The organism is Olsenella phocaeensis, assembly GCF_048189965.1.
In the GTDB taxonomy this organism is placed as follows: domain Bacteria; phylum Actinomycetota; class Coriobacteriia; order Coriobacteriales; family Atopobiaceae; genus Olsenella_I; species Olsenella_I phocaeensis.
In genome coordinates, this window is sequence record NZ_DBEZHV010000007.1 from 38352 (window position 1) to 61619 (window position 23268).

The following is a 23268-nucleotide window of genomic DNA, read 5'->3' on the forward strand; positions in this document are numbered from 1 at the left end:
CCATGGCCAAGGAGAAGAAGGGCGTGCGCCTGGAGCACATCTCCAAGATCTACCAGGACCCCAAGACCGGCAAGGACTTCTATGCCGTCCATGACGCCAACATCAACATCGAGCCCGGCGAGTTCGTGACGCTGCTGGGACCCTCCGGCTGCGGCAAGACCACCATCCTGCGCATGATCGCCGGATTCGAGAGCCCCAACGAGGGAGAGATCTACCTGGGAGAGGAAGCCATCAACGAGCTCACGCCCAACAAGCGCGACACGGCCATGGTCTTCCAGAGCTACGCGCTGCTCCCGCACTACAACATCTTCGACAACGTGGCCTACGGCCTCAAGCTGCGCAAGATGGACAAGGACACCATCCGCGAGAAGGTCACCAACATCCTGGGGCTCGTGGGCCTCGAGGGCATGGAAGACCGCATGACCAACCAGCTCTCGGGCGGCCAGCAGCAGCGCGTCGCCCTGGCCCGCGCGCTGGTCATCGAGCCGGGCGTGCTGCTCTTCGACGAGCCGCTCTCGAACCTCGACGCCAAGCTCCGCGTGGATATGCGCACCGAGATCCGCCGCATCCAGCAGGAGGCGGGCATCACGGCCGTCTACGTCACGCACGACCAGTCCGAGGCCATGGCCCTCTCGGACAAGATCATCGTCATGAAGAAGGGCGTCGTCGACCAGATTGGCGACCCACACACCGTGTACTACCGCCCGGTGGACGAGTTCGTGGCCGACTTCATCGGCGAGTCCAACTTCCTGCGCGGCAAGCTGGCGTCCATCGACGGCGAGTCCGGCCAGGTCATGGTCGAGGGCCGTGCCATCGAGGTTGCCGAGCGCAACGGCAAGGCCGTGGGTGACGACGTGACGCTGGTGCTGAGGCCGGAGTCCGCCCACGTGGCCGACGAGGGCGCGCTGCCCTGCGAGGTCGTGCTCTCGCGCTTCATGGGGCACTACCAGAACTACCACGTGCGCTGCGGCGAGCACCTGGTCAAGATTACCGAGTTCAACCCCAAGAACAAGAGGATCTACGAGGTGGGCGAGAAGGCCTTCCTCGACTTCCACGCGAGTGACGTCCACGTGCTGTAAGGTTTACTGGTCGCGTAGACAGGCGACTCGGGCGGTGGCTCGGGTCGCGGGGAGGTTTGGGTCCCGCGCAGGTCATTTCTGGCTTGCGCGGGATTTTTCGTTTAAGCAGGTCACGAGAATCTTGCGCGCAGTCCACGGGCAGTTTGCGCGAGGCGGGGGTGATGCGGCGCGCAGTCCACGGGCAGTTTGCGCGCCTTTGGTCGTTTTCGCAGGTCATTTGAGAGACGCGCGCAAATTGTGCGCCGTTTGCGCAGCTCATCTGCGAAACGCGTGCTAACTACGTGTTAGCTGCGCGCGGAGACCTGGAATACCAGAGCTGCAGCTCCTTGAGGACCCTGGCACGAGCCGCTTGGAGCGTCGGGTCCTCCAGCATTGCGCGGGCCCACCCGTCTCGCCTCCCCGTCCCGCGTTCAGCGCAGGAGACGAGCTGGCATAGGAGGAGCTCAAGGCCGGCGGGCCCCCTCAGGTCCTCGGCGGTCACGGGGAGGATGGCGAGGCCCTGGCTCGTGAGGTCCCGGTCCCGGCGACGGTCGTCGACGTACCTCTTGCGTATCTGGGTCCGCAGCCGTTGGACCACGTGTTGACGTTCGGCGCTGCCTGGGTCGCATGCCACAGCAATCGCAGCGGACTCGAGGGACGCGAGCGTGAGGTGGTCGTGGCCGTCGTAGTTGAGGCCCACGCCCGTGCCCTCGAGCAGGATGTCCGGGACGCGTGAGGGCCTGGTCATAGGCGCGCCAGCCTGGAAGACGCGAGCGTTGAGCATGAGCGGTGCCAGGGGAAACCCGCCCTCTTGTGCGGGCGGCAGGAGGAGCGCGGCCAGCATCGCCTCGCGGGGAGACCAGGCGTTGGGGGCGACGAGCGCCGCCACCCTCCTGGCGCGCTCTCTGCCGCGGAGCCCCCTTGCGTGCGAGAGGAACCAGAGCATTCTGCCCTGGCTCGTCAGGGGTGGCAGGCCGTAACGGGCGGGGTTGTGCGCCGGGCCGAGCGGGTCACAGGCGAAGCTGCCGCAGAGCTCCATGCCCAGGGCGAGGAGCTGCGCGTCCGTCAGGGTCTCTGCCATCTGCGCGAAGGCGAGCTCGGGCGACGAGATGGCAATGCCGGGAGCGAGCCGGAGGAACGAGTCGGGCGGCAGCGTCGCTCCGCTTAGGTGGCCCCTCAATAGGGGAGAATGGCTTCTCTCCCCCGCAGACCTGACAAGGTGTTCCAAGGGTGTCGCTTCCGTGGCAAGTTCGGAGGCGACGTTGCCCAGGGGCTCCAGAAACGCCTCGAGAAGTTCTGCTTTGTCGTGTCGTCCAAGGCGTATCCGCGTGGTCGGGCAATCCATGCGCCGGGCGTCCTTTGTGCATAGTTCTCCCCGCCGTTGCGCCCTGAGAAGCGCCAGTGCCGTGGTATGCGAGAACGTGATCTCCATGCATCAACGCTAGCCCGCTCCGGGACAGTTTTTGGCGAGAAGATAAATCCAGCTTGCACGCAGCTGGCACATAGCTAACGGGCAGCTGCTCGTAACCCTGCTCTGAGCTGGTCATTTACGACTACGCGAGGGGCGGCGTCAGGTGTGGGGATAGGAGTTCTCGCGCGCAAACTGCCGCCAACTTGCGCGTGGTTTTGCGTTTTGCCTGGTGAGCAAGAACTCGTGCGCAAACCGCGCCTGCGCTGCGCGTGAAGACGTTCGACTCGCGCGCAAACTACCGCCAGCTTGCGCGACTAATCGCAGCGCCGCAGGTCAGAAGAATGTCCCGCGCACGCCAGGAATGGTTTGCGCGGGAAGCATAAGGCACCGAGAATCGCCCTCGGTCGACGCCCCTGGGGGAGCGTACTACCCCCAGGACCCTAGCGGTGATAGAAGGTGCCTCGCTCGAACTTGGGCTCGCAGCAGACGTTGATGCCCAGCTTGCGGTAGACGCGCTCGTCGGTGGAGCTGATGATCACCGAGAAGTACGCCGTGCAGCCGTGCAGCTGGTTGCTGGCCTCGATCACGCGCTTGGCCTCGGGGTTCGACGCGCTGCTTATGGAGAGGGCGATCAGGGTCTCGTCCGAGTGCAGGCGCGGGTTCTTGCTCTTGAGGTGCGTGGTCTTGAGCCGGCTGATGGGCGCGAGCGCCTCGTCCGAGACCACCCAGTGGTCCTTCTCCACCCCGGCCACCCGTTTGAGGGCGTTGAGCAGGAGCGACGAGGCGGCGCCCAGGAGCTCGGAGGTCTTGCCCGTCACCACGCTGCCGTCGGGCAGCACCATGGCGCCGGCGGGCTTGCCGGTGACCTCCTCCTTGAGCAGCGCGGCGGCGTGGGCGGGGTTGAGGTTCTTGTCCACGCCCACCTCCTTCATGAGGAGGCCGATCTTCCTCAGCTCGGACTCGCCGATGCCGGTGCGGGCGATCTTCTCCGCGCACCAGTAGTGGCGCCGGACGATCTCATGCAGGGCGGCCTTGCGGCAGGCGTCGTCGTCGCTGATGCAGTAGCCCACCATGTTGACGCCCATGTCGGTGGGGGACTGGTAGGGGCTGTGGCCTGCAATCTTCTCCATCATGGCGCGGAGCACGGGGAAGGTCTCGACGTCGCGGTTGTAGTTGACCGTGACCTCTCCGTGGGCCTCAAGGTGGTAGGGGTCGATGATGTTGTTGTCGTCGAGGTCGGCGGTCGCGGCCTCGTAGGCGACGTTCACGGGGTGCTTGAGGGGTAGGTTCCAGACGGGGAAGGTCTCGAACTTGGCGTAGCCGGCCTCGATGCCGCGCACATGCTCGTTGTAGAGCTGCGAGAGGCAGACGGCCAGCTTGCCCGAGCCGGGGCCCGGTGCCGTGACGACGACGAGCGGCTTGGTGGTCTTGACGTACTCGTTTTTGCCGAAGCCCTCGTCGGACACGATGAGGTCGATGTTGGAGGGGTAGTCGGCGATGGGATAGTGGCGGTAGACCTCGATGCCCATCTGCTCGAGGCGCGCCTGGTAGGCCTCGGCCTTGGGCTGGCCCGAGAAGCGGGTGATCACCACGCCGCCGATGGAGAGCCCCATGCCGCGGAAGACGTCCATCAGGCGCAGGACGTCCTCGTCGTAGGTGATGCCCAGGTCTCCACGGCGCTTGCCCTGCTCGATGTCGATGGCGCTGACGGCGAAGACGACCTCGGCGTCGTCCGCGAGCTGGCGGAGCATGCGCGCCTTGGAGTCGGGCTCGAATCCGGGCAGGACGCGGCTTGCGTGGTAGTCGTCGAAGAGCTTGCCGCCAAACTCGAGGTAGAGCTTGCCGCCAAACTGGTCGATACGCTCGCGGATCCGCGCCGCCTGCATCTCGATGTACTTGTCGTTGTCAAAGCCTGCGTGCATCCTGGGTCGCTCCGTTCCTCCTGGTACCCCTCTGGGGCAGTGGCCGACAAGATGGTACGCCAGCATCCGTCGTGCTGTCCCGCCAAGCCCATCAGGCGAGAAATTACACGCAACGACGCTGGGGCGGCCCCTGCCCGCTGCCCTACACTGGGGGACGTGGCCCGTGGCACATGCCCGGCCGCACGCATACGGCGAAAGGGGAAGCACCATGGCACGCATCTTCATCTCTCCGTCCAAGTACGTCCAGGGGCCCGGCGAGCTGTCCCGCCTGGGCGGCTACGTCTCGGCCTTTGGCAAGAAGGCGCTCGTCGTCATCTCTGCCGGTGGCATCAGGCGCTTCGGCGACCTCGTCTCGAAGAGCTTCGCCGACGCCGGCGTCGAGCTCGCGTATGACAGCTTCAACGGCGAGTGCTCCCAGGACGAGATCGACCGCCTGGTCGCCGCGTACCGCGAGACTCAGGCCGACGTCGTGGTGGGCGTGGGCGGAGGCAAGATCTTCGACACCGCCAAGGCCGTGGCCTCGGGGGTAGACGCGCCCGTGGTCATCGTCCCCACCATCGCCGCGACCGACGCCCCCTGCTCGGCGCTCTCGGTCATCTACACCCCCGAGGGGCAGTTCAAGGAGTACCAGTTCTTCAAGGCCAACCCCAACCTGGTGCTCATGGACACCGACGTCATCTCGAAGAGCCCCGTGCGCCTCACGGTGAGCGGCATGGGCGACGCGCTCGCGACCTTCTTCGAGGCCCGCGCCTGCAGGCGCTCCGACGCCACCACCTGCGCCGGCGACAAGGTGACCGCCGCCGCCATGGCGCTCGCCAAGCTCTGCTACGACACCCTGATGACGGATGGCATGAAGGCCAAGCTCGCCCTCGAGGCAGGTGCCTGCACCCAGAGCGTGGAGAACGTGATCGAGGCCAACACCCTGCTCTCGGGCCTGGGCTTCGAGTCCGCTGGCCTGGCGGGCGCGCACGCCATCCACAACGGCCTCACCGCGATGCCCGAGACCCACTCCTGCTACCACGGCGAGAAGGTGGCCTTCGGCACCCTGACCCAGCTCGTGCTCGAGGACGCCGACGAGCTCTACGACGTGCTCGACTTCTGCGTCGAGGTCGGCCTGCCCGTGACCTTCGCGCAGCTGGGCGTGGAGGACGCGAGCTGGGAGCGCGTGCTCGAGGTGGCGAAGCTCGCCTGCGCGGAGAACGACACCCTCCACAACATGCCCTTCGAGGTCACGCCCCAGAAGGTCGCGAACGCCATGCTCGCGGCCGACGCCTACGGCAGGGCGGCCCTGGAGGACTAGCCACGGCCAGGCGAGAGTGGCCGAGGGCCTCGGCTGCCGCCGGCACCTTGGGCGCGGGCGGCGGCCGACCCGTGACGCGGGCCCGTGGCGCACGCTATGACCGTCGGTCGCCACACCTGCGCCCCGCCCGCCGGGCGTCGTGGCGTCCGGACAAGCCCCTGCCTCGCGCTCCGCTCGCCGCGCATGCCGCAGGCAGCCCCTCTCGCTTTGTCTCATAATCAGGGCCCAGAGAAGCGATTCGAAAGAGAAACCAGCGCATGACCCCAGCACCAGGCTCCGACCAGCCGCAGATCAGCTACCGCCCCTTCCGCGAGGGCGACTTCGACGACGTGACCGACATCTGCTCGCGCATCTGGTGCTCGAGCGTCGAGGGCGTCTATGACCGCATAGTGTTCGGCCGCGTGATGACGCTCGGCGCCCTCCAGCGCTCCCAGCACGCGCACGTCGCCGTGCGCGGCCAGCGCGTCGTGGGGGCCTGCTTCGGCGGCGTCTCACGGGGCGGCCTGGCCCAGGTCGACCCCGACTGGGGCCAGCGCTTCGCCGACGTCATGGTCAAGGCCCGCAAGCGTGCCAAGCTCGGCGGCATCGAGGTCGAGGACAAGCTCTTCGGCCGCCTGCGTCGCTACACCATGGCGGACGTCTTCATCTCGCGCGAGTACGCGAGCTCCGACGCTGAGGTCAACCTCCTCGTCGTGCGCCCCGACGCCCAGGGCAGGGGCATAGGGAGCCGCCTTCTGGGCGACATGGTGGCACGCTTCGACGAGGGTGGGCAGCGTGGCTGCTTCCTGGTGATGGGCGACGACTGTGACGTCGACTTCATGGAGTCGCGCGGCTTCTCGCTCGTCCAGGAGCGCAGGCGGGCCGCGGACGGTGGCGAGGAATCCGTCTACCTCTACGGCCTGCGCCTGGGGTCGTAGCCCCACCTCGCCTGGGGCCATAGCCCCAGGCGGGCCGTTTGGCGCCGACGGCCGCCGCCAGGCCCGTCCCATCCCCGCAATCGGGTATCGTCGGACCTGTCTGAGCGGCAGCCACCTCCCGCGCGAAAGGAAACGCAATGGGACTCATCGACACCATCAAGCGAAGCCTCTTCTCCTCCGGGGACGAGGCGGGCGCGCCCAAGCCCGCCGTCTTCCACGTGGACGACGACATGGTCTATGCCCCGGTCACGGGCGCCGTCGTGAGCCTGGGCGAGGTCCACGACGAGGCGATCTCGTCGGGCTTCTTCGGCGAGGGCTGCGGCATCCTGCCCTCCGTGGGCATCGTCTACGCTCCGGCCACCGGCCGCATCAGCGTGACGGCCGTCACCAACCACGTCATCGGCATGACCCTGCCCGGCGGCGTCGAGGTCCTCATCCACGTGGGCATCGACACGGTGAGGATGGAGGGCAAGGGCTTCACGCGCTTCGTCGAGGCCAACGACGAGGTGGCCGCGGGCACCCCGCTGATCGTCTTCGACCGCGACAGGATCGCCGCCGCGGGATACGAGGACGTCGTCACGGTCGCCATCACCAACAGCGACAGCCTGAGGTCGGTCAAGAACGTGTCGAGCAGCGGCACGCTCATCGGGGGCCGTCCCCTCGTGAAGGTCGGAGATCCCCTGCTCCAGGTGGAGCGCTAGGGGCGAGGCAGTCCGCCCCTCTCGCCACGAAAGGGGAGAGGGGCCACCTTGCTTGTCGATGCCTGCCTGGGCTTCGGCTGGGCTATCCTAGGTGCCCGCGGCCGACCCCGGCCGCCCGCGAACGACAAGCAGGGAGAGACCATGCTCAGAGTGACCCACGCCATACTGCACGCCTTCGAGTTCGAGACCGGGAGCAGCTACCTCTCGGAGCGCGAGCTGGACCTCTCGCAGCGCCCGGTGAGGTCCTACGTGCAGCGGCGGCTCAGGAGCGTGTCGTCGAGCCCCGACAACCGGCATGGCAGCTTCAGCGAGCAGAGCGCCTTCGCGCAGACCCTCGACGAGTACCGCCGGGGGCAGGTGGGCTTCGTCGAGATATCCGACCAGCTGGGACGGTACCTCTGGGAGGAGCTGAGGCGCTGCGAGGAGCTCGAGGAGTGTGACCTCCTGGTGGCCGACTTCAGCGAGACGCAGGATATGGGCTCCAAGGCGGCGGAGAAGACCCAGGTGGCGCAGGCGTTCGAGGACGCGGCCACCAGCCTGGACGAGGACGAGGCGCCGGACCTGAGCCGGCGCTGCTTCGCCGCGGTGCTCCTTCCCCGCAAGCAGGCCTTCGTGCACGACCTGGGCAACGACGCGTCCGGCATGGCCGCCAACGAGATACTGCGCCAGGACTCCACCCTGCCCAACCCCACCGCCAAGGTGGACTCCTACCTCCTGGTGGACCTCCAGGACCTGAGCATCGACTTCAGGGACAAGCCGCGCACCCAGGGCAGCCAGGAGCGCCTGATCATTCCCGACGGCCTCCTGCAGTGCAGCGCCGAGGCCTCGAGCCGCGAGGCGATGGAGGCCGTCGAGCGCATCGTGGAAAACGTGGCGGAGGAGTGCGGCATCAGCCCCGTCGAGGCCGTGGCCCAGGCCAAGGCCTACGTGGCGAGCAGCGCCGAGCGCGAGGAGGCGTTCTCTCCCGAGGAGGTGGGCCGCGAGGTCTTCGAGGGCAGGCCCGACGTCCAGGAGCGCTACGAGCAGGCGGCCCGCGAGGAGCGCCTGCCCGAGGAGGTCAGCGTGCGCCGCGGCGTGGCCAACCGCATGGCGAAGAGCCACAAGATACGCACCGACACGGGGATCGAGATTAGCTTCCCCTCCGAGTACGCCTCGAACGACGACTACATCGAGTTCTCGCGCGACGTCGAGGGCCGCGTGTCCATCCTCATCAAGAACGTGGGAAGCATCCAGAACAAGTAGGGAGGCGGCACCCGCACCCGCCTCGGTCCTCGTCCGGGACGAGGCGAGAGGCACCGCGCCCTCGGAGGCTCCCGGCCTCCCGCGCCGGCCCTAGCGCCGCACGAAGGCGAGCGTCCCCTCGTCGCAGAGAGCCTCGTCGAGCTGGTAGCCGCGCTCGCGGAAGCCGCGCAGGCCATCCACGTCCTCGACGCCCCGCTCCGCGGCCCAGCGCACGAGGCTGCCACGCGCCGCCTTGGCCTCGGTCGCCTGCTGGACCAGCTTACCGTCCCGCCCGCGCGGCACGAGGAAGGAGCAGGTCAGCTGCCTGGGGCCTCCTGGCCGGAGCCAGGGGAGCACGACACGGGCGTACTCCTGCGACGCGAGGTTGACCACCACGTCCGCTTCCGGGCCTTCCGCGAGCGCGTCTGCGATGCGCGAGCCCCAGAAGCCATAGAGGTCGCCCGCGCCGTCGACGGCGAGCCGCGACCGCATCTCGAGCCGGTGGGGACAGATGCCGTCGAAGGGCCTGAGCAGCCCGTACAGCCCCGACACGATGCGCAGGTGGCGGGCCAGCCACTCCAGCTCGCGCGCCTCCATGACCTGCGGTGACAGGTGTTGGTACTGGATTCCCACGTAGGACATGACGGCGGGGGAGAGGGACGCCGCAGGGGCCAGCAGGTCCTCCGGGAGGGTGCGGAGCTGCTCCCAGCAGGCCGCGGCGAGCCTCTCCGAGCAGCGCCAGACCTCGCGCGCGCCCTCGGGCCCGAGGGCGCGCAGGGCGCGCGCGAGCTCGTGGGCGTCATCCAGGAAGCGCGGTGCTGCGTCGGCGGGGGGCTCGCCCTCCTGACGGACCATCCTCTTGGCGGGTGAGACGATCATGAGCATGGGAACGTGGCCTTCCTGTGCGTGGCGTCGGGGGTGCCCCGTCTGGGCAAGCTCAGCTGACATTCTAGGCAAGGACGGGGGAGTGGCGGCCCGGTGATGGGACAATGGCGGCGTCGCGAGCCACACGCAAGATACGGTTTGGAGGAGACATGCCACCCCTGCCTGCCCTCGCTGGCCTCGCGCTCGTCCTCGTCGTGGCCTCGGTCGTCGACCTCAGGGAGCGCAGGATCCCCAACGGGTGCGTCGTCGCCGTCCTTGTGCTGGGGATGGCGCGCGTCGTCTGGGCGCACGACCCCTCCCGCGGGTCGGTCGCGCTCGCGCTCGAGCTCGCGGGCGCCCTCGTGCCGGGCCTTGCCGTGGGCACCTTTCTCCTCGCCTTCTCCCTCGCGACCGCGCGGCTGCTGCATGCGCCCGGCATGGGCGGGGGAGACCTGAAGCTCCTCGCCGCCCTCTCCTGCCACCTGGGGCTCGAGGGGGGCTTCGTCCTGGTCGCCCTCTCCTGCTTCCTGGCTCTGCCTCCCGCGTTCGTCTCGCACCTCGCGCGCGCGGGTCGCGGTGGACCTGACAGCTCCCTCCTCCGGCAGGACTTCGCCTGGGCACCAGCCATCTCCGTGGCCGCCCTCCTGCTGGTCGCCCTTCGCTAGGGGGCGCCAAAAGGGGCTGCCTGACACGGGAGGGGCCCCGTGGCGCTCGCCCCATTGCCTCTGCGAGGCACCCAGATGATCCGCGCTCATGCGCCCATTAGGAAGCGTCATGGCCTCCTCGCGCGCCCCTGCCGTTCGCGCCGCCAGAGCATCCGCCCGCATTTCGGGCGGGGTCGGCCCCGGACCCCACTTACTAACTTTTCCTATGTGAGAAGGCTATGTGAGAAGGCGCACCCCGTCGGGGGACGCGAACCGATTCCGACGCGGGCACGCCCCGCGCAAGAGGGGGAGGGACGCATGTCTGAGAAGGCTGGGCAGCCCGTCGCCTCCGGTGGCATGAAGAAGGAGCTCACGCTCTTCAACTTCTTCACCATCGGCTTCGGAGCGATCATCGGCACGGGCTGGGTTCTGCTGGTGGGCGACTGGATGGTCCTGGGCGGAGGCCCCGTGCCCGCCATGATCGCCTTCGCCCTGGGCGCCGTCTTCCTCGTCCCCATAGGCATGTGCTTCGGCGAGCTCACCGCCGCCATCCCCATCTCGGGCGGGATCATCGAGTACGTCGACCGCACCTTCGGGCGCAAGCTCGGCTTCCTCACCGGTTGGATGCTGCTCCTGGGCAACGCCCCGCTCTGCCCCTGGGAGGCCATCGCCATCTCGACTCTGCTCACCGACCGCTTCGCCGAGTTCCCCGCCCTCGCGTGGCTGCGCTCCGTGCGCCTCTACACCATCCTCGGCGCCGACGTCTACCTCTGGCCCACGGTCATCGCCCTGTGCTTCGCCGTCCTGGTGATCTACCTCAACTTCAAGGGTGCCGGCGCCGCGGCCAAGCTCTCGTCCTTCCTCACCAAGGCGCTCCTCGCCGGCATGGTCCTCGCCATGGCCATCTCCATCGCCACGGGATCCCCCTCCAACGCGCTGCCCGTCTTCTCCCAGGTGAGCGAGGCGGCGGGCGGTAGGTCGACCGGTGCCACGAGCCTTCTGGGCGGCGTGGTCGCGGTCCTGGTCATGACCCCCTTCTTCTATGCCGGCTTCGACACCATCCCGCAGCAGGCCGAGGAGGCCTCCGCCAACCTCGACTGGAAGAAGTTCGGCCTGGTCCCGGCCATCGCCCTTTTGGCCTCCGGGGTTTTCTACCTGGTCTGCATCTACTCCTTCGGCTCCATCATCGACTGGCATGAGTTCGTGCGCGTCTCCGTGCCCGCCCTGGCAGTGCTCGAGCGCATCAACCTCTTCTTCTACGTCGCGATGCTGGTCATCGCGACCCTGGGCCCCCTGGGTCCCATGAACTCCTTCTTCGGCGCCTCGACCCGCCTCATGCTCGCCATGGGACGCAAGGAGATGCTTCCCGCGTCCTTCGCCCAGATCGACCCTGCGTCCGGCGCTCCCAAGAAGGCCAACGTCGTGCTGGCCGTCCTGACGCTCGTCGGGCCTTTCCTGGGCCGCAACATGCTCGTCCCCCTCACCAACGTGGCCTCCCTGGGCTTCATCTTCGCCTGCACCATGGCCGGCTTCGCCTGCCTGCGCCTGCGCAGGACCGAGCCCGAGCTCAAGCGTCCCTACAAGGTGAACGGCGGCAGGTTTGGCATCTGCTGCGCCATAGTGGCCGGGCTCCTGATCATCGCCCTCATGGTGGTCCCCGCGAGCCCCGCCGCCCTCAACGGTGTGGAGTGGGCCATCACCATCGCCTGGGTGGTCCTAGGCTTCGCCCTGCTCCTGGCCTTCGGCAGAAGGCGAGAGGGGCGTGCGTCCGCGGGCGTGGCCCAAGGGCGCCAGTAAGGCAACCATCGCCCGGGATCCGGCTCGCGCATGCCGGGCGACCGCACGCAAGGCAGGAAGTCAAGCTAGGAAAGTGGAGGCAGGATCATGGGCAAGTACGCATTCGTGGGCGGCAAGCTCGTAGACGGAACCGGCGCGGCCGCAGTCGGGGACAGCCTCGTCCTGGTGGACGGCAAGACCATCGCCTATGCCGGCACGGCGACCGAGGTGCCCGAGGGATACAAGGTCATCGACGCGGCCGGTCACACCCTCATGCCGGGCATCGTGGACACGCACATCCACTTCTCGGGCAACCTGACCGACAACGACAACGATTGGGTCATCGAGACCGTGGCGCAGAAGCAGGCCTGCGCCGTCAAGCAGGCCTACGACGCCGTGACCCACGGCCTCACCACCTGCTGCGAGATCGGTCGCAACGGCATAGCCATCCGCGACCTGGTCAACATGGGCGTCATGAAGGGGCCGCGCATCTTCGCCACCGGCCTGGGCTTCTGCCGCACCGCGGGCCACGGCGATTCCCACCACCTGCCCTTCGAGATGTCCAAGAACGGGCACCCCTGGGGCGATCAGGTGGACGGTCCCTGGGAGCTGCGTCACGCCATCCGCATGCGCCTGCGCGAGAACCCCGACGCCATCAAGATCTGGGCGACCGGCGGCGGCATCTGGCGCTGGGACTCCGGCCGTGCCCAGCTCATGAGCACGGAAGAGATCAAGGCCGTCTGCGACGAGGCCGCGATGGTGGGCATCCCCGTCTGGTCGCACTCCTACAACAGCATCTCGGCCGCGTACGACTCCGTCCGCTTCGGCTGCGAGCAGCTGATCCATGGCTTCGAACTGGATGACGTGACCATGAGCCTCATGGCCGAGCAGGGCACCTTCTTCACGCCCACCGTGGGCTTCCTGCCCAGCTGGTACGGCACCTACCCGCCCGAGTGGACGCCCGAGCTGGACAAGTTCCCCGGCAAGGACAACGCCGAGAAGGGCATCGCGCGCACCTGGGCCAACCTCAAGCGCGCCTACGAGCTGGGCGTCACCCTCACCGTGGGCTCCGACTCCTTCAGCTTCAGCACGCCCTACGGCTACACCACCATCGACGAGATGTACGCCTGGGTCGACCACTGCGAGATCCCGGCCATGGACACCATCACGGCCGCCACGCTCAACGGCGCCAAGATGGTCCGCAAGGAGGACGAGTTCGGTTCCATCGAGAAGGGCAAGCTCGCCGACCTCCTCATGGTCAGGGGTGACGTCCTGGCCGACATCCACGACCTCACGCCCGACAACATGGACGTGATCATGAAGGAGGGCGACATCATCATCAAGGACGCCCTGTAGCCCTGCCACCGACCCCCCGAGGCGCCCCGCTCCCACTCCCTGGGCGGGGCGCCCACCCCCCCGCCCTCTCTCGGCCCGTCCTGCGCTGCGGGCCGCGGGGTCCCTTGCCCGGGAGGCGGTCCCAGCCCGTGCCGGGACCGCCTCCCCCGCCCTCGTCCCCGTCCGGTGGATGGGGGCTTCTCTTCGCCGCGTCCGCGTCCTAGACTCGGGGCGTTCTGGGGAGGGGACATGAGCGCCAACATCAACAAGTACCGCGCCTTCCTCGAGGCGGCGCGCAGGGGGAGCTTCACCAAGGCGGCGGGCGCTCTCGGCTACTCGCAGTCGGGCGTGAGCCACATGATCTCTGACCTCGAGCGGCTCTGGGGCGTGAGGCTCTTCGGGCGTGGTGGCGGCCCCGTGGTGCTCACGCGCAGGGGAGAGGAGCTCCTCCCCCTGGTCGAGGAGCTCTGCCGCAGCTACGACCGCCTCCAGCTGAAGCTCGACGAGGCGGACGAGGACCTGCCCTCCGTGAGGGTCGCCGCGACCTCGAGCATCGCCGCCTACCGGCTGCCCCGCCCGCTCGGGCTCTTCGTGGCCGAGAACCCGCGAATCCGGGTGGACCTCCTTTTGGGAACCTACGCCGAGGTCGAGCGGCTCATCCTGGAGGACGAGGTCGACCTGGGTTTCCTTCCCAACGTGGCGGGAAGGGAGGACCTGCTGGCACGGCCCTTCGACAGGGACGAGATCGTGGCCGTGCTCCCCGAACGCCACCGTCTTGCGTCGCGGGCGCGCGTGGACATCGAGGAGCTAGCGGACGAGGAGTTCGTGGCGGACGCCGAGACGGCGCCCCTGCTCCAGGCCGACCTGCGCCACCTCAGGGTGCGCTTCGAGACGGCGGACGTCACGGCCATCATCTCTATGGTCGAGAGCGGGCTGGGCGTGTCGCTCCTGCCCTCGCTCGCGCTCGAGCGCTGCCCCTTCGACGTGATCGTGCGGCACCTCGACAATCCCGCCTTCCGCACGACCTACGTCGCCTGCAGGCGTGACGCGCCGCTCTCTCCCCCTGCCGCCGCGCTCTTTGCCCTGCTCGACTCGAGTGCCTGTTAGGAGGCCTGCCGCGCCTAGGCCAGCACGATGCCCATCAGCCAGCCCCAGCGCGGGGTGACGGTGCCTCCGTAGTAGCTGATCCATTCGCTGAGGCTGCCCGTGCGCACGTAGCCCACGTTGTCCATGATGGTGCCATTGCCCACGTAGATGCCGATGTGGCCGTAGATGCGTCCCGCGCTCGTGTGCGGGTGGCTCGACACGGCGACTATCATGCCGGGCTTGAGCTGGCCCAGGTTGGAGCTCGTGCACCAGGCGTTGTACATGTCGTTGGCGTTGCCGCCGGCATAGGCGTAGCCGGCGTTGCTGAAGACCTGGCTGACCCACATGGCGCAGAGGCCGGCGCCCGGCGAGGGGGTCGACTGGCAGGCGGCGAGGACGCGGGCCTGCGAGCCGGTGGTCGCGCCGTCCGCCCCCAGGCTCCCGGAGACGTTGGACGAGGCGCCCCCGCCCGCGGAGGACGAGGACGCAGCGGCAGCCGCCTTGCGGGCCGCCTCGGCGGCGGCCTCCTGGCGTGCCTTCTCCTCGGCCATCTCCTGGATCTCGGCGTCGCGCTTGGCGATGAGGTCCTTCACGTCCTGGTCGAGCCCCGCGAGGACGCCCTGGACCTCCTCCTGCTTGGACTGCATCTGCGCGAGCTGCTGCCTCTGGGTCTCGTTCAGGGCCTCGAGCTCGGCCCTCTGGCCCTCGAGCTCGGCCTTCTGCTGGTCGAGGGCTGCCTTGGCGTCCTTGACCTCCTGGATCATGCGCTCGTCGGCCTCGGTGATCTTGCCCATGTAGTAGAGGTTCGAGGTGAGCTCGCCGAAGGAGGCGGAGTTCATGATGATGCTCAGGAAGTCGGTGTTGCCCGACTTGTAGGCGCTGTTGATCCTCTCGCCCAGGCGCTCCTTCTTCTTGTCCAGGTCGGCCTGGGTCTTGTCGATCTGCTCCTGGGTCTTGTCGATCTGGTCGTTGACGCCCTCGATCTGGTCGAGGGTCTTGGACTGCTCGCGCGAGAGCGCCTCGTACTCGGAGGCGATCTGGTCGAGCTGCGCCTGCACCTGGTCGTACCTCTCCTGCGCGGCGCTGAGGTCCTGCTTGGTCTGCTCGAGGTCGCTCGCCGTGTCGGCGAAGGCGCTCGTCACGTTGAGGAGGCCGGCCACGGTGGCGCTCGCTCCCGCGCCGAGGAGGAGCTTGAGGGCGCTCCGGCGCGTCATGTCGTTGAGTCCCACGTTGTCCCCTTGTTCGTTTGGGCTGCGTTTGGCAGATCGGCGTGTGCTGACATGAAAGGATACTACTCAGACGCAGGCGGGCGCCCTCATCTGCGCAAGCTCCACATGCCTTGGGGCGGGGGCGGCTCCCGTGTCCTCGCGCCCTGGGGGCAGGGGGACGCGGAGACTGGGCTAACATGGAAGGCACCATATCGGCAGAGGGAGGCAAGGCATGGGGAACGCGCTGGACATCGACCGCAAGACGACGGCACTGCTCGTGATCGACGTGCTCGAGGCGGTGGGCGAGGACGCGGTGTACGCGCCCTCGCCGGAGGAGGGGGCCATGGTCGCCAACTGCGCGCGCGTGGTGGACGCGGCGCGCGCGGCGGGGCTCCCCGTCGTGTTCTGCGACGACGAGCACCTCGAGGGCGTGGACCGCGAGCTCGAGCTCTGGGGGCCGCACGGCATCAAGGGGAGGACGGCGCCCGCGGCGGCGCTCGGGGCGGGCTCGGGGGAGCGTGACTTCATGGTGCCCAAGCGCCGCTACAGCGGCTTCTTCCAGACCGACCTCGACCTGCTCCTAAGGGAGCTTGGGGTGAGGACGGTCGTGGCCGTGGGCTGCGACACCAACGTCTGCGTGCTCCACACCCTCGCGGACGCCTACTTCAGGGGCTACGACAGCGTGCTGGTCGAGGATGCCACGAGGACCTTCCTCTGCGGCAGCCAGGAGGGCGCCGTCGAGCACTGCCGGAAGTGCTTCGGCTCCGTGGTCGCGAGCACCGACGAGTTGGTGGCGGCGCTGGCCTAGCGGGTCCGCGTCGCTCTCGTTGCCGTCCGGCTATACGCCAGGCGAGAGGTGACGCCGCCGCACCGTGAGTCCGCCCGGAGCGGCGGCGTCACTCGCCGTGGCGCTAGGCCAGGAGCAGTGCCGCGAGGAGGGCGGCCTGTCCCAGGGAGTTGGTCGCCTGCTCGACCTAGTTGGAGCGGGCGTCCAGCTGGTCGCGGTGCCGCGCGAAGCGGACCATGGCCAGCATGCAGGCGAGCTAGAGGGCGAGGAGCGGGCAGGAGGGGAGGCTCAGGAGCCTGCCTGCGACCAGGGCGAGCACGGCCGTCTTGGTCGCGATCCCCGCCGCCATGAGGGCGAAGCCCAGGGGCATGAGGTAGCGGAGCTGTCGGCTGAGGAGGGGATGGTCGCCCCTGCCCAGGGCGAGGAGGAGCTTCCAGCACACCTTGCCGAGGCCCGCCGCGAAGGCCAGGACGGCTCCTGCCACGAAGGCCGGGCTCCCCAGCCTGCCGCCCAGGACGAGGGTGGAGAGGCAGAAGAGCGCCACCGGCACGCCGTCGAAGAGGGCGAGCCCCAAGGTGAAGCCCTCGGGCGGAATGGGGCCCTGACCCTCGGCGTCCCCGGACCGTTCCCTCGTGTTCGTCGCCCCCGCATGCATGTCAGCCCACGCCCCTCTCGCCTCGCGGCCCGTGTCCTCTAGCGGTCGCTCCGAGCGAAGCCGTTCCTCATGTCGAGGGAGGCTTGGAGGAGGACCTTGGAGAGGAGCTCGCCGGTCTTGTCGCGGAGCATCCTCGCGATGCGCCCGTTGGCCTCCTCCAGCTCGTCGCAGGCATCCTCGCGGCTCGAGCCCTGCGCGAGGAGAGACGCGTCCGTGCGGGCCAGCTCCTCGTGGCCGCGCGCCGCCACCGCCTCCTGGTAGCTCTCGACGGCCGCCGCCGTCGCGTTGAAGTGGGCGTCCGCCAGTGCCGCCACCAGGCGGTTCGACCAGTAGAAGCTCTGGGTCGTGACCTCGTCGGTGGTGTTGGAGAGGTACTCGGGCATGGAGCGCACGTTCGCGTAGAGCGGCACGAGCGCGTTGAAGGCGTTGCAGCCGAAGGCCGTCCACTGGACGGCGCGGCAGCCCTCGGGCGCGTAGGGCCTGAGCTGCAGTGCCGCAAGCTCGCCGTTGCGGTTGATGCCGACGGGGCGGTACCTGCCGCGCTGGGCGTCGTCGCCGCGTCCGTAGGGGTCGAAGGGCGTCCCCTGGTAGTGGAGCGAGAGCGCGTCCTTCACGTCCTCGACGGTGAGCCTGCGCTCGGGCACGCGACTCCAGGGGAGGGAGTCCGACTCGGGGGAGAGGTCGCCCGAGCCGTCGTCCCAGTTGCCGGTGTGGGGGTTGAGCAGGCGCTGCATGGACCAGGCCCGCGGCGTGTTGTAGACGTGGTCGGCGTCGGAGTGGCTGCCGAAGGCCTCGCGGGGGTTGAATGCGTCGCCGGGCTCCAGGCTCAGGTCGAGGTGGTTCTTGGCCATGAACTCGCGCAGGTCGGCCGAGCAGAGGTGCTCCCTCTGCGCCCCGAAGGCGTCGGAGAGGTCGAAGGAGTCGATGCCCAGCTGGTTGGGCATGGTCACGTAGCAGTCGTCAGGGACGCGGCGGGCGATCCAGTGGTGGCCGCCCACGGTCTCGAGCCACCAGACCTCGTCCAGGTCCGAGAAGGCGACGCCGTTGGGCTCGTAGGTGCCAAACTCCTCGAGCAGGGAGCCCAGGCGCAGCACGCCCTCGCGGGCGGTCCTCACGTAGGGCAGGACGATGGTGACCATGTCCTCCTCGCCGATACCCCCGGGGACCTCGGGCACGTAGCCCTCCTCGCCGGGCGTGCCCTTGGCGGGGACGAGCTCCACGTAGGGGTCCGCGCCCAGCACGCGGGGATTGGTGGTGAGGGTCTCGGTCGCGCTCATGGCGACGTCGGACTCGTTGACGCCGGCCTCCGCCCAGATGCCGTCCCTGTTGACGGCGTCGGGCACGGAGCTGTAGCGCTGGGGGTCGTCGGGGAGCTCGATCTGGACGTGGCTCACGACCGAGCGGTAGTGGCGGGGCTGGTCCTGGGGGAGGACGACCTCCATGCGCTTGGGAGTGAAGACGCCAGAGGGGGAGTCCTCGTTGCGCGCGATGATGGTGGAGCCGTCGTAGCTGGCCTTCTTGCCGACCAGTAGGGTGGTGCAGGGCATGGGTACCTCCGCTTCTCGTCTCGTCTCGTGTGCCCTCTCATGATAGGTCCGTGGGAAGTCGTCGCGCGGCAGGGAGCCGCATCGGGTCCGCCGGGGCTTCTGCTAGTCTGTCTTGGCGAATCCCGTGGAGAGAGGGCCCCATGAAGACGCTTCGCGACGTCCTGCGACTCCTGTGCGCCAACTGGCGCACCTTGGCCCTCTTCGAGCTCTTGTTCAGGGCCGGCACGGCGCTGGGGCTGGCGCCGCTCCTCCGCCTGCTGCTCGACGCCGCCATGGCCGCCCAGGGCTATGCGTACCTGACCTGGGAGAACGTGGGATCTTTCCTGCTGCGTCCGCTCAGCGTGGCCCTGGTCGTCGTCGTGGGGACGCTGCTCATGCTCCTCTCGGTGTTCGAGCTCGCAGGTGTCCTCGTCACCCTCGAGCGTGGGAGCAGGGGAGAGGCGATGGGCCTCCGGGAGCTGCTGCCCCTGGCCGCGCGGCATTCCCTGCGGGCCCTCGCCCCGCGCAACCTCGGCCTCGCCGCCTACGTCCTGGTGCTCGTCCCCCTCGTGAACCTGGGGGTCTCGACCGGCGTGGTGCGCTCGCTCGCCGTGCCTGAGTTCGTGGAGGAGTTCATCTACCAGAGCGGCGCGCTCACGGTCGCCCACGCGCTCGCGCTCGTCCTCGTCGTGGTCCTGCTCGTGCGCTGGTCCTACGCGCTCAACGCCTTCGTGTGGGAGGGGCTCGACTTTCGCCAGAGCCTCGCCCGCTCGGTCGAGCTAGGCCGGCGTCGGCGCCTGCGCGACCTCCTCTGGCTCGTGGGCATCCAGGCGCTGGCCGCGCTTGTCGCCGGCCTCGTGCTGCTCGCAGGTGGTGGCGCGGCGGGCGTCCTGGCACAGGCGCTCTCCGAGCGGCCCGTCGCCGCGGCCGTCGCCTCGTCCCTCGTGCTGGCGCCTCTCGCCTTCTTCGCGGTGGTGTGCCTGGCGCTCTCTCCCGCCCTGGGATACGCGAGCGTGAGCGCGCTCTACCTGGCGCGAGAGGGGCGCCATGCCGTGGCGCGGACGCAACGTGCGTGGGACAGGGAAAGGGTCGCCCTGGTGGCGGGGCTGGCAGGCCTGGGCGTCTGTGCGTGCGCGGCCCTGCTCCTCGCCTTCGGACCGGCGCTGCTCGAGCCCTTCGGCCAGGGGGGAGCCGCCGTGCAGCTGACCGCCCACCGCGGCGCGTGCCTGGAGGCCCCCGAGAACACCATGGCCGCCTTCCGCCAGGCCCAGGAGCAAGGCGCGGACTGGGTCGAGCTCGACCTGCAGCAGAGCGCGGACGGGGGCATCTTCGTGAGCCATGACGCGCGGCTCAAGCGCGTCTCGGGCGTGGACAAGGCCGCCTGGGAGCTCACGCTGGAAGAGGTTCGCGCGCTCGACGCGGGCTCGCACTTCTCGCCCGAGTTCGCCGAGGAGCGCTACCCCACCCTGGGGGAGGTCCTCGCCTGGGCCAAGGAGACCGGCATGAGGCTGAACATCGAGCTCAAGCCCACAGGCCACGAGCGCGACCTCGAGGGTGAGGTCGCGCGCCAGGTGAGGGAGGCGGGCATGGGCTCCCAGTGCGTCTTCACCTCGATGAGCTACGACTGCCTGCTGCGCCTGCGCGAGGCGGCGCCCGAGGTCAGGCGCGCCTACGTGATGACCCTGGCGTACGGCGACCTCTGCCAGCTGGACGCGGCGGACCTGTTCTCGGTGGAGGAGACGAGCTGCACGGCGCAGCTCGTGGGCTACCTGCACGCGCAGGGTCGCGAGGTCCTGGCCTGGACGGTCAACGACGAGTCCAACGTGCTGCGCGTCGTGGAGAACGGCGTGGACGGCGTGATAACCGACGACGTGCCGCGAGTTCGGGAGGCGCTCCAGGACCGAGACGGGCGGACACCGGTGGGAATCGCCCTGGATTGGCTGGCGGGACTCCTGGCCTAGTCGTGCGGGCCGCCTCGGCCGGGTGTGAGGCAGGCGTATGTGTCGCGTGCGAGAACGCCGTCGTGCCGCCCGCGCATGTGACGTCGGGCATGCCATAATTCCCAGAGCCCGAGGCGCCAGCCTGCGGGCCCACGGCCGAGCCCGAGCCGCCCGACCATGGTTGCGAGACTAACGTCCGGAGGTCCCCCAGCATGCCCATGAACTTCAAGCGTCGCCTTCCCATACCCAGGGAGATTCGCGACGAGATGCCCCTCAGCGCCGAGGAGGTCGCGCGCAAGCGGGCCTTCGATGCCGAGGTCGCCGACGTCATCTGCGGCAGGAGTCCGCGGCGCCTCCTCATCATGGGCCCCTGCTCGGCCGACCGCGAGGACTCCGTGCTCGAGTACATGGGCCGCCTCTCTCGCCTTGCCGAGGAGGTCAGGGACAAGGTCCTGGTGATACCCCGGGTCTACACCAACAAGCCGCGCACCAGGGGCACGGGCTACAAGGGGCTGCTGCACAACCCCGACCCCGAAGGGGGCTCCGACCTCCTTGGGGGCATCCGCGCCATCCGCCGCATGCACCTGCGCGTGGTGCGCGAGTGCGGCATGTTCACTGCCGACGAGATGTTGTACCCGGACAACTACCAGTACCTCGTGGACCTGCTGAGCTACGTCGCGGTGGGGGCCCGCTCGGTCGAGAACCAGGAGCACCGGCTGGTCGCGGGTGGCATCGCCGCTCCCGTGGGCATGAAGAACCCCACGGGCGGCTCCACAGACGTGATGCTCAACTCCATCTATGCCGCCCAGGCACCGCAGACCTTCATCTACCGCAACTGGGAGGTCCAGACTACGGGCAACCCCCTGGCGCACGCGCTGCTTCGCGGCTACCAGGGCCTCGGCGGCATCAATTATCCCAACTACCACTACGAGTACCTCGAGCGGCTGGCCCAGAAGTACCAGGGCGAGAGGTACCAGAACCCCGCCGTGGTCATCGACTGCAACCACGACAACTCGGGCAAGCGGCCCCTCGAGCAGGCGCGCATCGTGGACGAGGTGCTGGATAGTGTGAGCCGGAGTACCGACGTCGCGGGGCTCTTCCGGGGCTTCATGGTGGAGTCCTACCTGGTGGACGGCAGCCAGCCTGTGGGCGGGGGAGTGTTCGGCCAGTCCATCACGGACGCCTGCCTGGGGTGGGACGCGAGCGAGCGCCTGGTGCGCGACATGGCGGAGCGCCTCTAGGGGCGGACGTCCGGGGGAGAGGGACGAGCGCCCCCGCGGCCCGAGGACCGCGGGGGCGCCGTTGTGCGCTGGGAGCGTTGGGCCTCGCTCGTGGCTAGCCTACGATGCGATAGCCCACCGTGCCGACGCCGTCGAAGCCCAGGGCGTGGGCGACGGCGGGCTGGAGGTCGATCTCTCGCCCGGCGACGAAGGGGCCGCGGTCGTTGACCACGGCGGTGACGGTGTTGCCGCCGTAGCTGATCTCCACCACGGTGCCCAGGGGCACGCTCTTCATGGCGACGCCCATGGAGGTGGGGGTCACGACGTCACCGGAGGCCGTGGCGCTGTACATGAGCCCGTCGCCCTCGCCGTAGGTGGAGGCTCCCACGTAGTTGTAGCTGGGCTTGGCGGGCTGGGCTGGCGTCGCCTCCCGCTGGGGCTCCTCGGCCTTGGCGGTGGGGGTCGTCTCGTCCTGGCCCTGCCCGCCCTTGGGGGCGGAGGCATCGGCCGCGTCGGCACCCTGCTTGGCCGTGGCAGCCTCGATGGCCTGGTTGGTCGACTGGTCCGGCGTGCCTGCGGCGAGCTGCTGCTCGTAGGCCGCCTGCTGGGCGGCAGCGTTGGCGGTGGCGGCTTGGATGGCGGCCTGCTTCGCCGCCTCCGCCCGCTCGTAGGCGCCCTGGGCCTCGCTCGCCTGGACCTCTGCCGCCGCCTTGGCGGATTCCAGCGCCTGGCTGGTCCGGTCCAGGTCCTGTTCCATCTGGGTGAGCTGGACCATCTCGTTGAGCTTGCTGGTGGTGATGGCGGTCAGGTACTGCGCCTGGGAGAGGAACTGGTTGAAGTCCTCGGCCGAGAGCAGCATCGAGACCAGGTTGGCCTGGTCCTGCTGGAGCCTGTAGTGCGCCCTGATGGCCGACGCGGCACGCTCGCGCTGGGCGGGGAGCTCGGCCTCGAGCTCTGCCTTGTGGGTGGCGTTGTCCTCGATCTGCCCCTGGATCTGGCTGACCTTCTCCGTCGCGGCCTGGTAGCTGTCGGCTGCCTGGATGGCGGCCTGCTCGAGGGACTCGAGGCTCTGGTCGGCCAGTGCGACGTGGGGGCTCGCGAGGCAGAGGAGACCGGCGACGGCGGCGGCTCCGGCCACGCGCGCGACCCTGCTGCTGATGGGCTTTAGGTCAAACATGGTCCTCCTCGGGCGAGGGCGGCGCGCTGGGGCCGGGTTGGCCGCAGCTTGGAAGCTTGCCCGACCCTCGTTGGCGAATGGGCATCTTTGACATGATATGACCCCACGGGACCCCTGGCAGAAAAAACATGAATCTGTACTTGAGGGTTTGCGGCCGTGGGCGTGTTGCCGCCTGGCGTGCGCGTGCCGCCTGCGTGCCGCCTCCCATGATGACGAAGCGCTCCCCCTGGAGTCGCCTTCCCATGATGACGAAGCGCTCCCCCTGGAGCCGCCTTCCCATGATGACGAAGCGCTCCCCCTGGAGCCGCCTTCCCAGAGTTGTCTGCGGATTCCGCATACAACTCCGAAATGATGTAACGCATCTACCTGCGAAAACGCAAACAGCTGAAAGAATAAATCAAAGTTCTAAGCGAAAAACAGCATACAACTACATCGTGCGCGATAGGTCTAGACGCGTGGGAGAGGGGCGATGGGCCTGGCCGACGGAAGAAGCACGATGGATTTGCTGTGCGAGAGAAGC

General features: G+C 68.7%; 19 protein-coding genes. 12 read left to right on the forward strand and 7 right to left on the reverse strand.

Annotated elements, in window-relative coordinates:
• Positions 1–2 precede the first annotated feature (2 nt).
• Entirely contained in the window at positions 3–1079 is a 1077-nt protein-coding gene (locus ACMPH2_RS03500) for an ABC transporter ATP-binding protein (protein WP_009279545.1), read from the forward strand.
• A 277-nt stretch (positions 1080–1356) separates the two neighbouring features.
• On the opposite strand, the gene ACMPH2_RS03505 is transcribed toward ACMPH2_RS03500, so the two are convergent.
• The gene (locus tag ACMPH2_RS03505) at positions 1357–2238 is read right to left on the reverse strand and encodes a hypothetical protein (protein ID WP_417118642.1); all 882 of its coding nucleotides are present in this window, start codon (positions 2236–2238) and stop codon (positions 1357–1359) included.
• Between the two features lie 671 nt (positions 2239–2909).
• Positions 2910–4391 carry a DUF1846 domain-containing protein gene (locus ACMPH2_RS03510; RefSeq protein ID WP_009279543.1) on the reverse strand — a complete coding sequence of 494 codons (1482 nt, stop codon included), beginning with the start codon at positions 4389–4391 and terminating at the stop codon, positions 2910–2912.
• A gap of 208 nt (positions 4392–4599) precedes the next feature.
• Between ACMPH2_RS03510 and ACMPH2_RS03515 the strand changes: the two genes are divergently transcribed.
• From ACMPH2_RS03515 to ACMPH2_RS03530, 4 genes are all read left to right on the forward strand, one after another.
• The gene (locus ACMPH2_RS03515; protein ID WP_009279542.1) at positions 4600–5691 is read left to right on the forward strand and encodes a glycerol dehydrogenase; all 1092 of its coding nucleotides are present in this window, start codon (positions 4600–4602) and stop codon (positions 5689–5691) included.
• 257 nt (positions 5692–5948) lie between these two features.
• Positions 5949–6608, forward strand: coding sequence for a GNAT family N-acetyltransferase (locus tag ACMPH2_RS03520; RefSeq protein WP_062529968.1), 660 nt, complete (start codon positions 5949–5951; stop codon positions 6606–6608).
• A gap of 137 nt (positions 6609–6745) precedes the next feature.
• On the forward strand, positions 6746–7309 hold the full coding sequence (locus ACMPH2_RS03525; protein WP_062529969.1) for a PTS sugar transporter subunit IIA: 564 nt from the start codon (positions 6746–6748) through the stop codon (positions 7307–7309).
• A gap of 141 nt (positions 7310–7450) precedes the next feature.
• The gene (locus ACMPH2_RS03530) at positions 7451–8551 is read left to right on the forward strand and encodes a nucleoid-associated protein (protein WP_417118643.1); all 1101 of its coding nucleotides are present in this window, start codon (positions 7451–7453) and stop codon (positions 8549–8551) included.
• 90 nt (positions 8552–8641) lie between these two features.
• Here ACMPH2_RS03530 and ACMPH2_RS03535 read toward each other — a convergent pair whose 3' ends face one another.
• Complete coding sequence (locus ACMPH2_RS03535) at positions 8642–9415, reverse strand: YaaA family protein (RefSeq protein WP_417118644.1); 774 nt, start codon at positions 9413–9415, stop codon at positions 8642–8644.
• Positions 9416–9564: 149 nt separating this feature from the next.
• Here ACMPH2_RS03535 and ACMPH2_RS03540 point away from each other — a divergent pair, with 149 nt between their 5' ends.
• From ACMPH2_RS03540 to ACMPH2_RS03555, 4 genes are all read left to right on the forward strand, one after another.
• Complete coding sequence (locus tag ACMPH2_RS03540; protein WP_417118645.1) at positions 9565–10059, forward strand: prepilin peptidase; 495 nt, start codon at positions 9565–9567, stop codon at positions 10057–10059.
• A 297-nt stretch (positions 10060–10356) separates the two neighbouring features.
• Positions 10357–11835 (forward strand): APC family permease, encoded by a 1479-nt coding sequence (locus ACMPH2_RS03545; protein ID WP_417118646.1) that lies wholly within the window; start codon positions 10357–10359, stop codon positions 11833–11835.
• Between the two features lie 87 nt (positions 11836–11922).
• Positions 11923–13170, forward strand: a complete 1248-nt coding sequence (locus ACMPH2_RS03550) for a metal-dependent hydrolase family protein (protein ID WP_417118647.1) — start codon at positions 11923–11925, stop codon at positions 13168–13170.
• 228 nt (positions 13171–13398) lie between these two features.
• A complete protein-coding gene (locus ACMPH2_RS03555; protein WP_009279534.1) occupies positions 13399–14256 on the forward strand; it encodes a LysR family transcriptional regulator in 858 nt (285 codons plus the stop codon).
• 14 nt (positions 14257–14270) lie between these two features.
• Here ACMPH2_RS03555 and ACMPH2_RS03560 read toward each other — a convergent pair whose 3' ends face one another.
• Entirely contained in the window at positions 14271–15464 is a 1194-nt protein-coding gene (locus ACMPH2_RS03560) for a coiled-coil domain-containing protein (protein ID WP_417118648.1), read from the reverse strand.
• 211 nt (positions 15465–15675) lie between these two features.
• Here ACMPH2_RS03560 and ACMPH2_RS03565 point away from each other — a divergent pair, with 211 nt between their 5' ends.
• The gene (locus tag ACMPH2_RS03565) at positions 15676–16251 is read left to right on the forward strand and encodes a cysteine hydrolase family protein (RefSeq protein ID WP_009279532.1); all 576 of its coding nucleotides are present in this window, start codon (positions 15676–15678) and stop codon (positions 16249–16251) included.
• A gap of 235 nt (positions 16252–16486) precedes the next feature.
• Here the strand turns inward: ACMPH2_RS03565 and ACMPH2_RS03570 are convergent, their stop codons facing one another.
• Both ACMPH2_RS03570 and ACMPH2_RS03575 read right to left on the reverse strand, forming a co-directional pair.
• Positions 16487–16885: a hypothetical protein gene (locus ACMPH2_RS03570; protein ID WP_009279531.1), complete on the reverse strand. Its 399-nt coding sequence runs from the start codon at positions 16883–16885 to the stop codon at positions 16487–16489.
• 38 nt (positions 16886–16923) lie between these two features.
• Positions 16924–18432 carry a C69 family dipeptidase gene (locus ACMPH2_RS03575; RefSeq protein WP_072499655.1) on the reverse strand — a complete coding sequence of 503 codons (1509 nt, stop codon included), beginning with the start codon at positions 18430–18432 and terminating at the stop codon, positions 16924–16926.
• A gap of 140 nt (positions 18433–18572) precedes the next feature.
• Between ACMPH2_RS03575 and ACMPH2_RS03580 the strand changes: the two genes are divergently transcribed.
• Both ACMPH2_RS03580 and ACMPH2_RS03585 read left to right on the forward strand, forming a co-directional pair.
• Positions 18573–20372, forward strand: a complete 1800-nt coding sequence (locus tag ACMPH2_RS03580; protein WP_062529986.1) for a glycerophosphodiester phosphodiesterase family protein — start codon at positions 18573–18575, stop codon at positions 20370–20372.
• A gap of 191 nt (positions 20373–20563) precedes the next feature.
• Complete coding sequence (locus ACMPH2_RS03585) at positions 20564–21592, forward strand: 3-deoxy-7-phosphoheptulonate synthase (protein WP_417118649.1); 1029 nt, start codon at positions 20564–20566, stop codon at positions 21590–21592.
• 94 nt (positions 21593–21686) lie between these two features.
• Here the strand turns inward: ACMPH2_RS03585 and ACMPH2_RS03590 are convergent, their stop codons facing one another.
• Positions 21687–22748: an RlpA-like double-psi beta-barrel domain-containing protein gene (locus ACMPH2_RS03590; protein WP_417118650.1), complete on the reverse strand. Its 1062-nt coding sequence runs from the start codon at positions 22746–22748 to the stop codon at positions 21687–21689.
• Positions 22749–23268: the final 520 nt, after the last annotated feature.

Bases quoted from the DNA above. Each gene is read 5' to 3' on its own strand.
- ACMPH2_RS03580 (WP_062529986.1), top strand. From the start codon at position 18,573: ATGAAGACGCTTCGCGACGTCCTGCGACTCCTGTGCGCCAACTGGCGC.
- ACMPH2_RS03555 (WP_009279534.1), top strand. From the start codon at position 13,399: ATGAGCGCCAACATCAACAAGTACCGCGCCTTCCTCGAGGCGGCGCGC.
- ACMPH2_RS03540 (WP_417118645.1), top strand. From the start codon at position 9,565: ATGCCACCCCTGCCTGCCCTCGCTGGCCTCGCGCTCGTCCTCGTCGTG.
- ACMPH2_RS03535 (WP_417118644.1), bottom strand. From the start codon at position 9,415: ATGCTCATGATCGTCTCACCCGCCAAGAGGATGGTCCGTCAGGAGGGC.
- ACMPH2_RS03530 (WP_417118643.1), top strand. From the start codon at position 7,451: ATGCTCAGAGTGACCCACGCCATACTGCACGCCTTCGAGTTCGAGACC.
- ACMPH2_RS03550 (WP_417118647.1), top strand. From the start codon at position 11,923: ATGGGCAAGTACGCATTCGTGGGCGGCAAGCTCGTAGACGGAACCGGC.
- ACMPH2_RS03515 (WP_009279542.1), top strand. From the start codon at position 4,600: ATGGCACGCATCTTCATCTCTCCGTCCAAGTACGTCCAGGGGCCCGGC.
- ACMPH2_RS03500 (WP_009279545.1), top strand. From the start codon at position 3: ATGGCCAAGGAGAAGAAGGGCGTGCGCCTGGAGCACATCTCCAAGATC.
- ACMPH2_RS03570 (WP_009279531.1), bottom strand. From the start codon at position 16,885: ATGCATGCGGGGGCGACGAACACGAGGGAACGGTCCGGGGACGCCGAG.
- ACMPH2_RS03520 (WP_062529968.1), top strand. From the start codon at position 5,949: ATGACCCCAGCACCAGGCTCCGACCAGCCGCAGATCAGCTACCGCCCC.
- ACMPH2_RS03545 (WP_417118646.1), top strand. From the start codon at position 10,357: ATGTCTGAGAAGGCTGGGCAGCCCGTCGCCTCCGGTGGCATGAAGAAG.
- ACMPH2_RS03575 (WP_072499655.1), bottom strand. From the start codon at position 18,432: ATGCCCTGCACCACCCTACTGGTCGGCAAGAAGGCCAGCTACGACGGC.
- ACMPH2_RS03590 (WP_417118650.1), bottom strand. From the start codon at position 22,748: ATGTTTGACCTAAAGCCCATCAGCAGCAGGGTCGCGCGCGTGGCCGGA.
- ACMPH2_RS03565 (WP_009279532.1), top strand. From the start codon at position 15,676: ATGGGGAACGCGCTGGACATCGACCGCAAGACGACGGCACTGCTCGTG.
- ACMPH2_RS03525 (WP_062529969.1), top strand. From the start codon at position 6,746: ATGGGACTCATCGACACCATCAAGCGAAGCCTCTTCTCCTCCGGGGAC.
- ACMPH2_RS03510 (WP_009279543.1), bottom strand. From the start codon at position 4,391: ATGCACGCAGGCTTTGACAACGACAAGTACATCGAGATGCAGGCGGCG.
- ACMPH2_RS03585 (WP_417118649.1), top strand. From the start codon at position 20,564: ATGCCCATGAACTTCAAGCGTCGCCTTCCCATACCCAGGGAGATTCGC.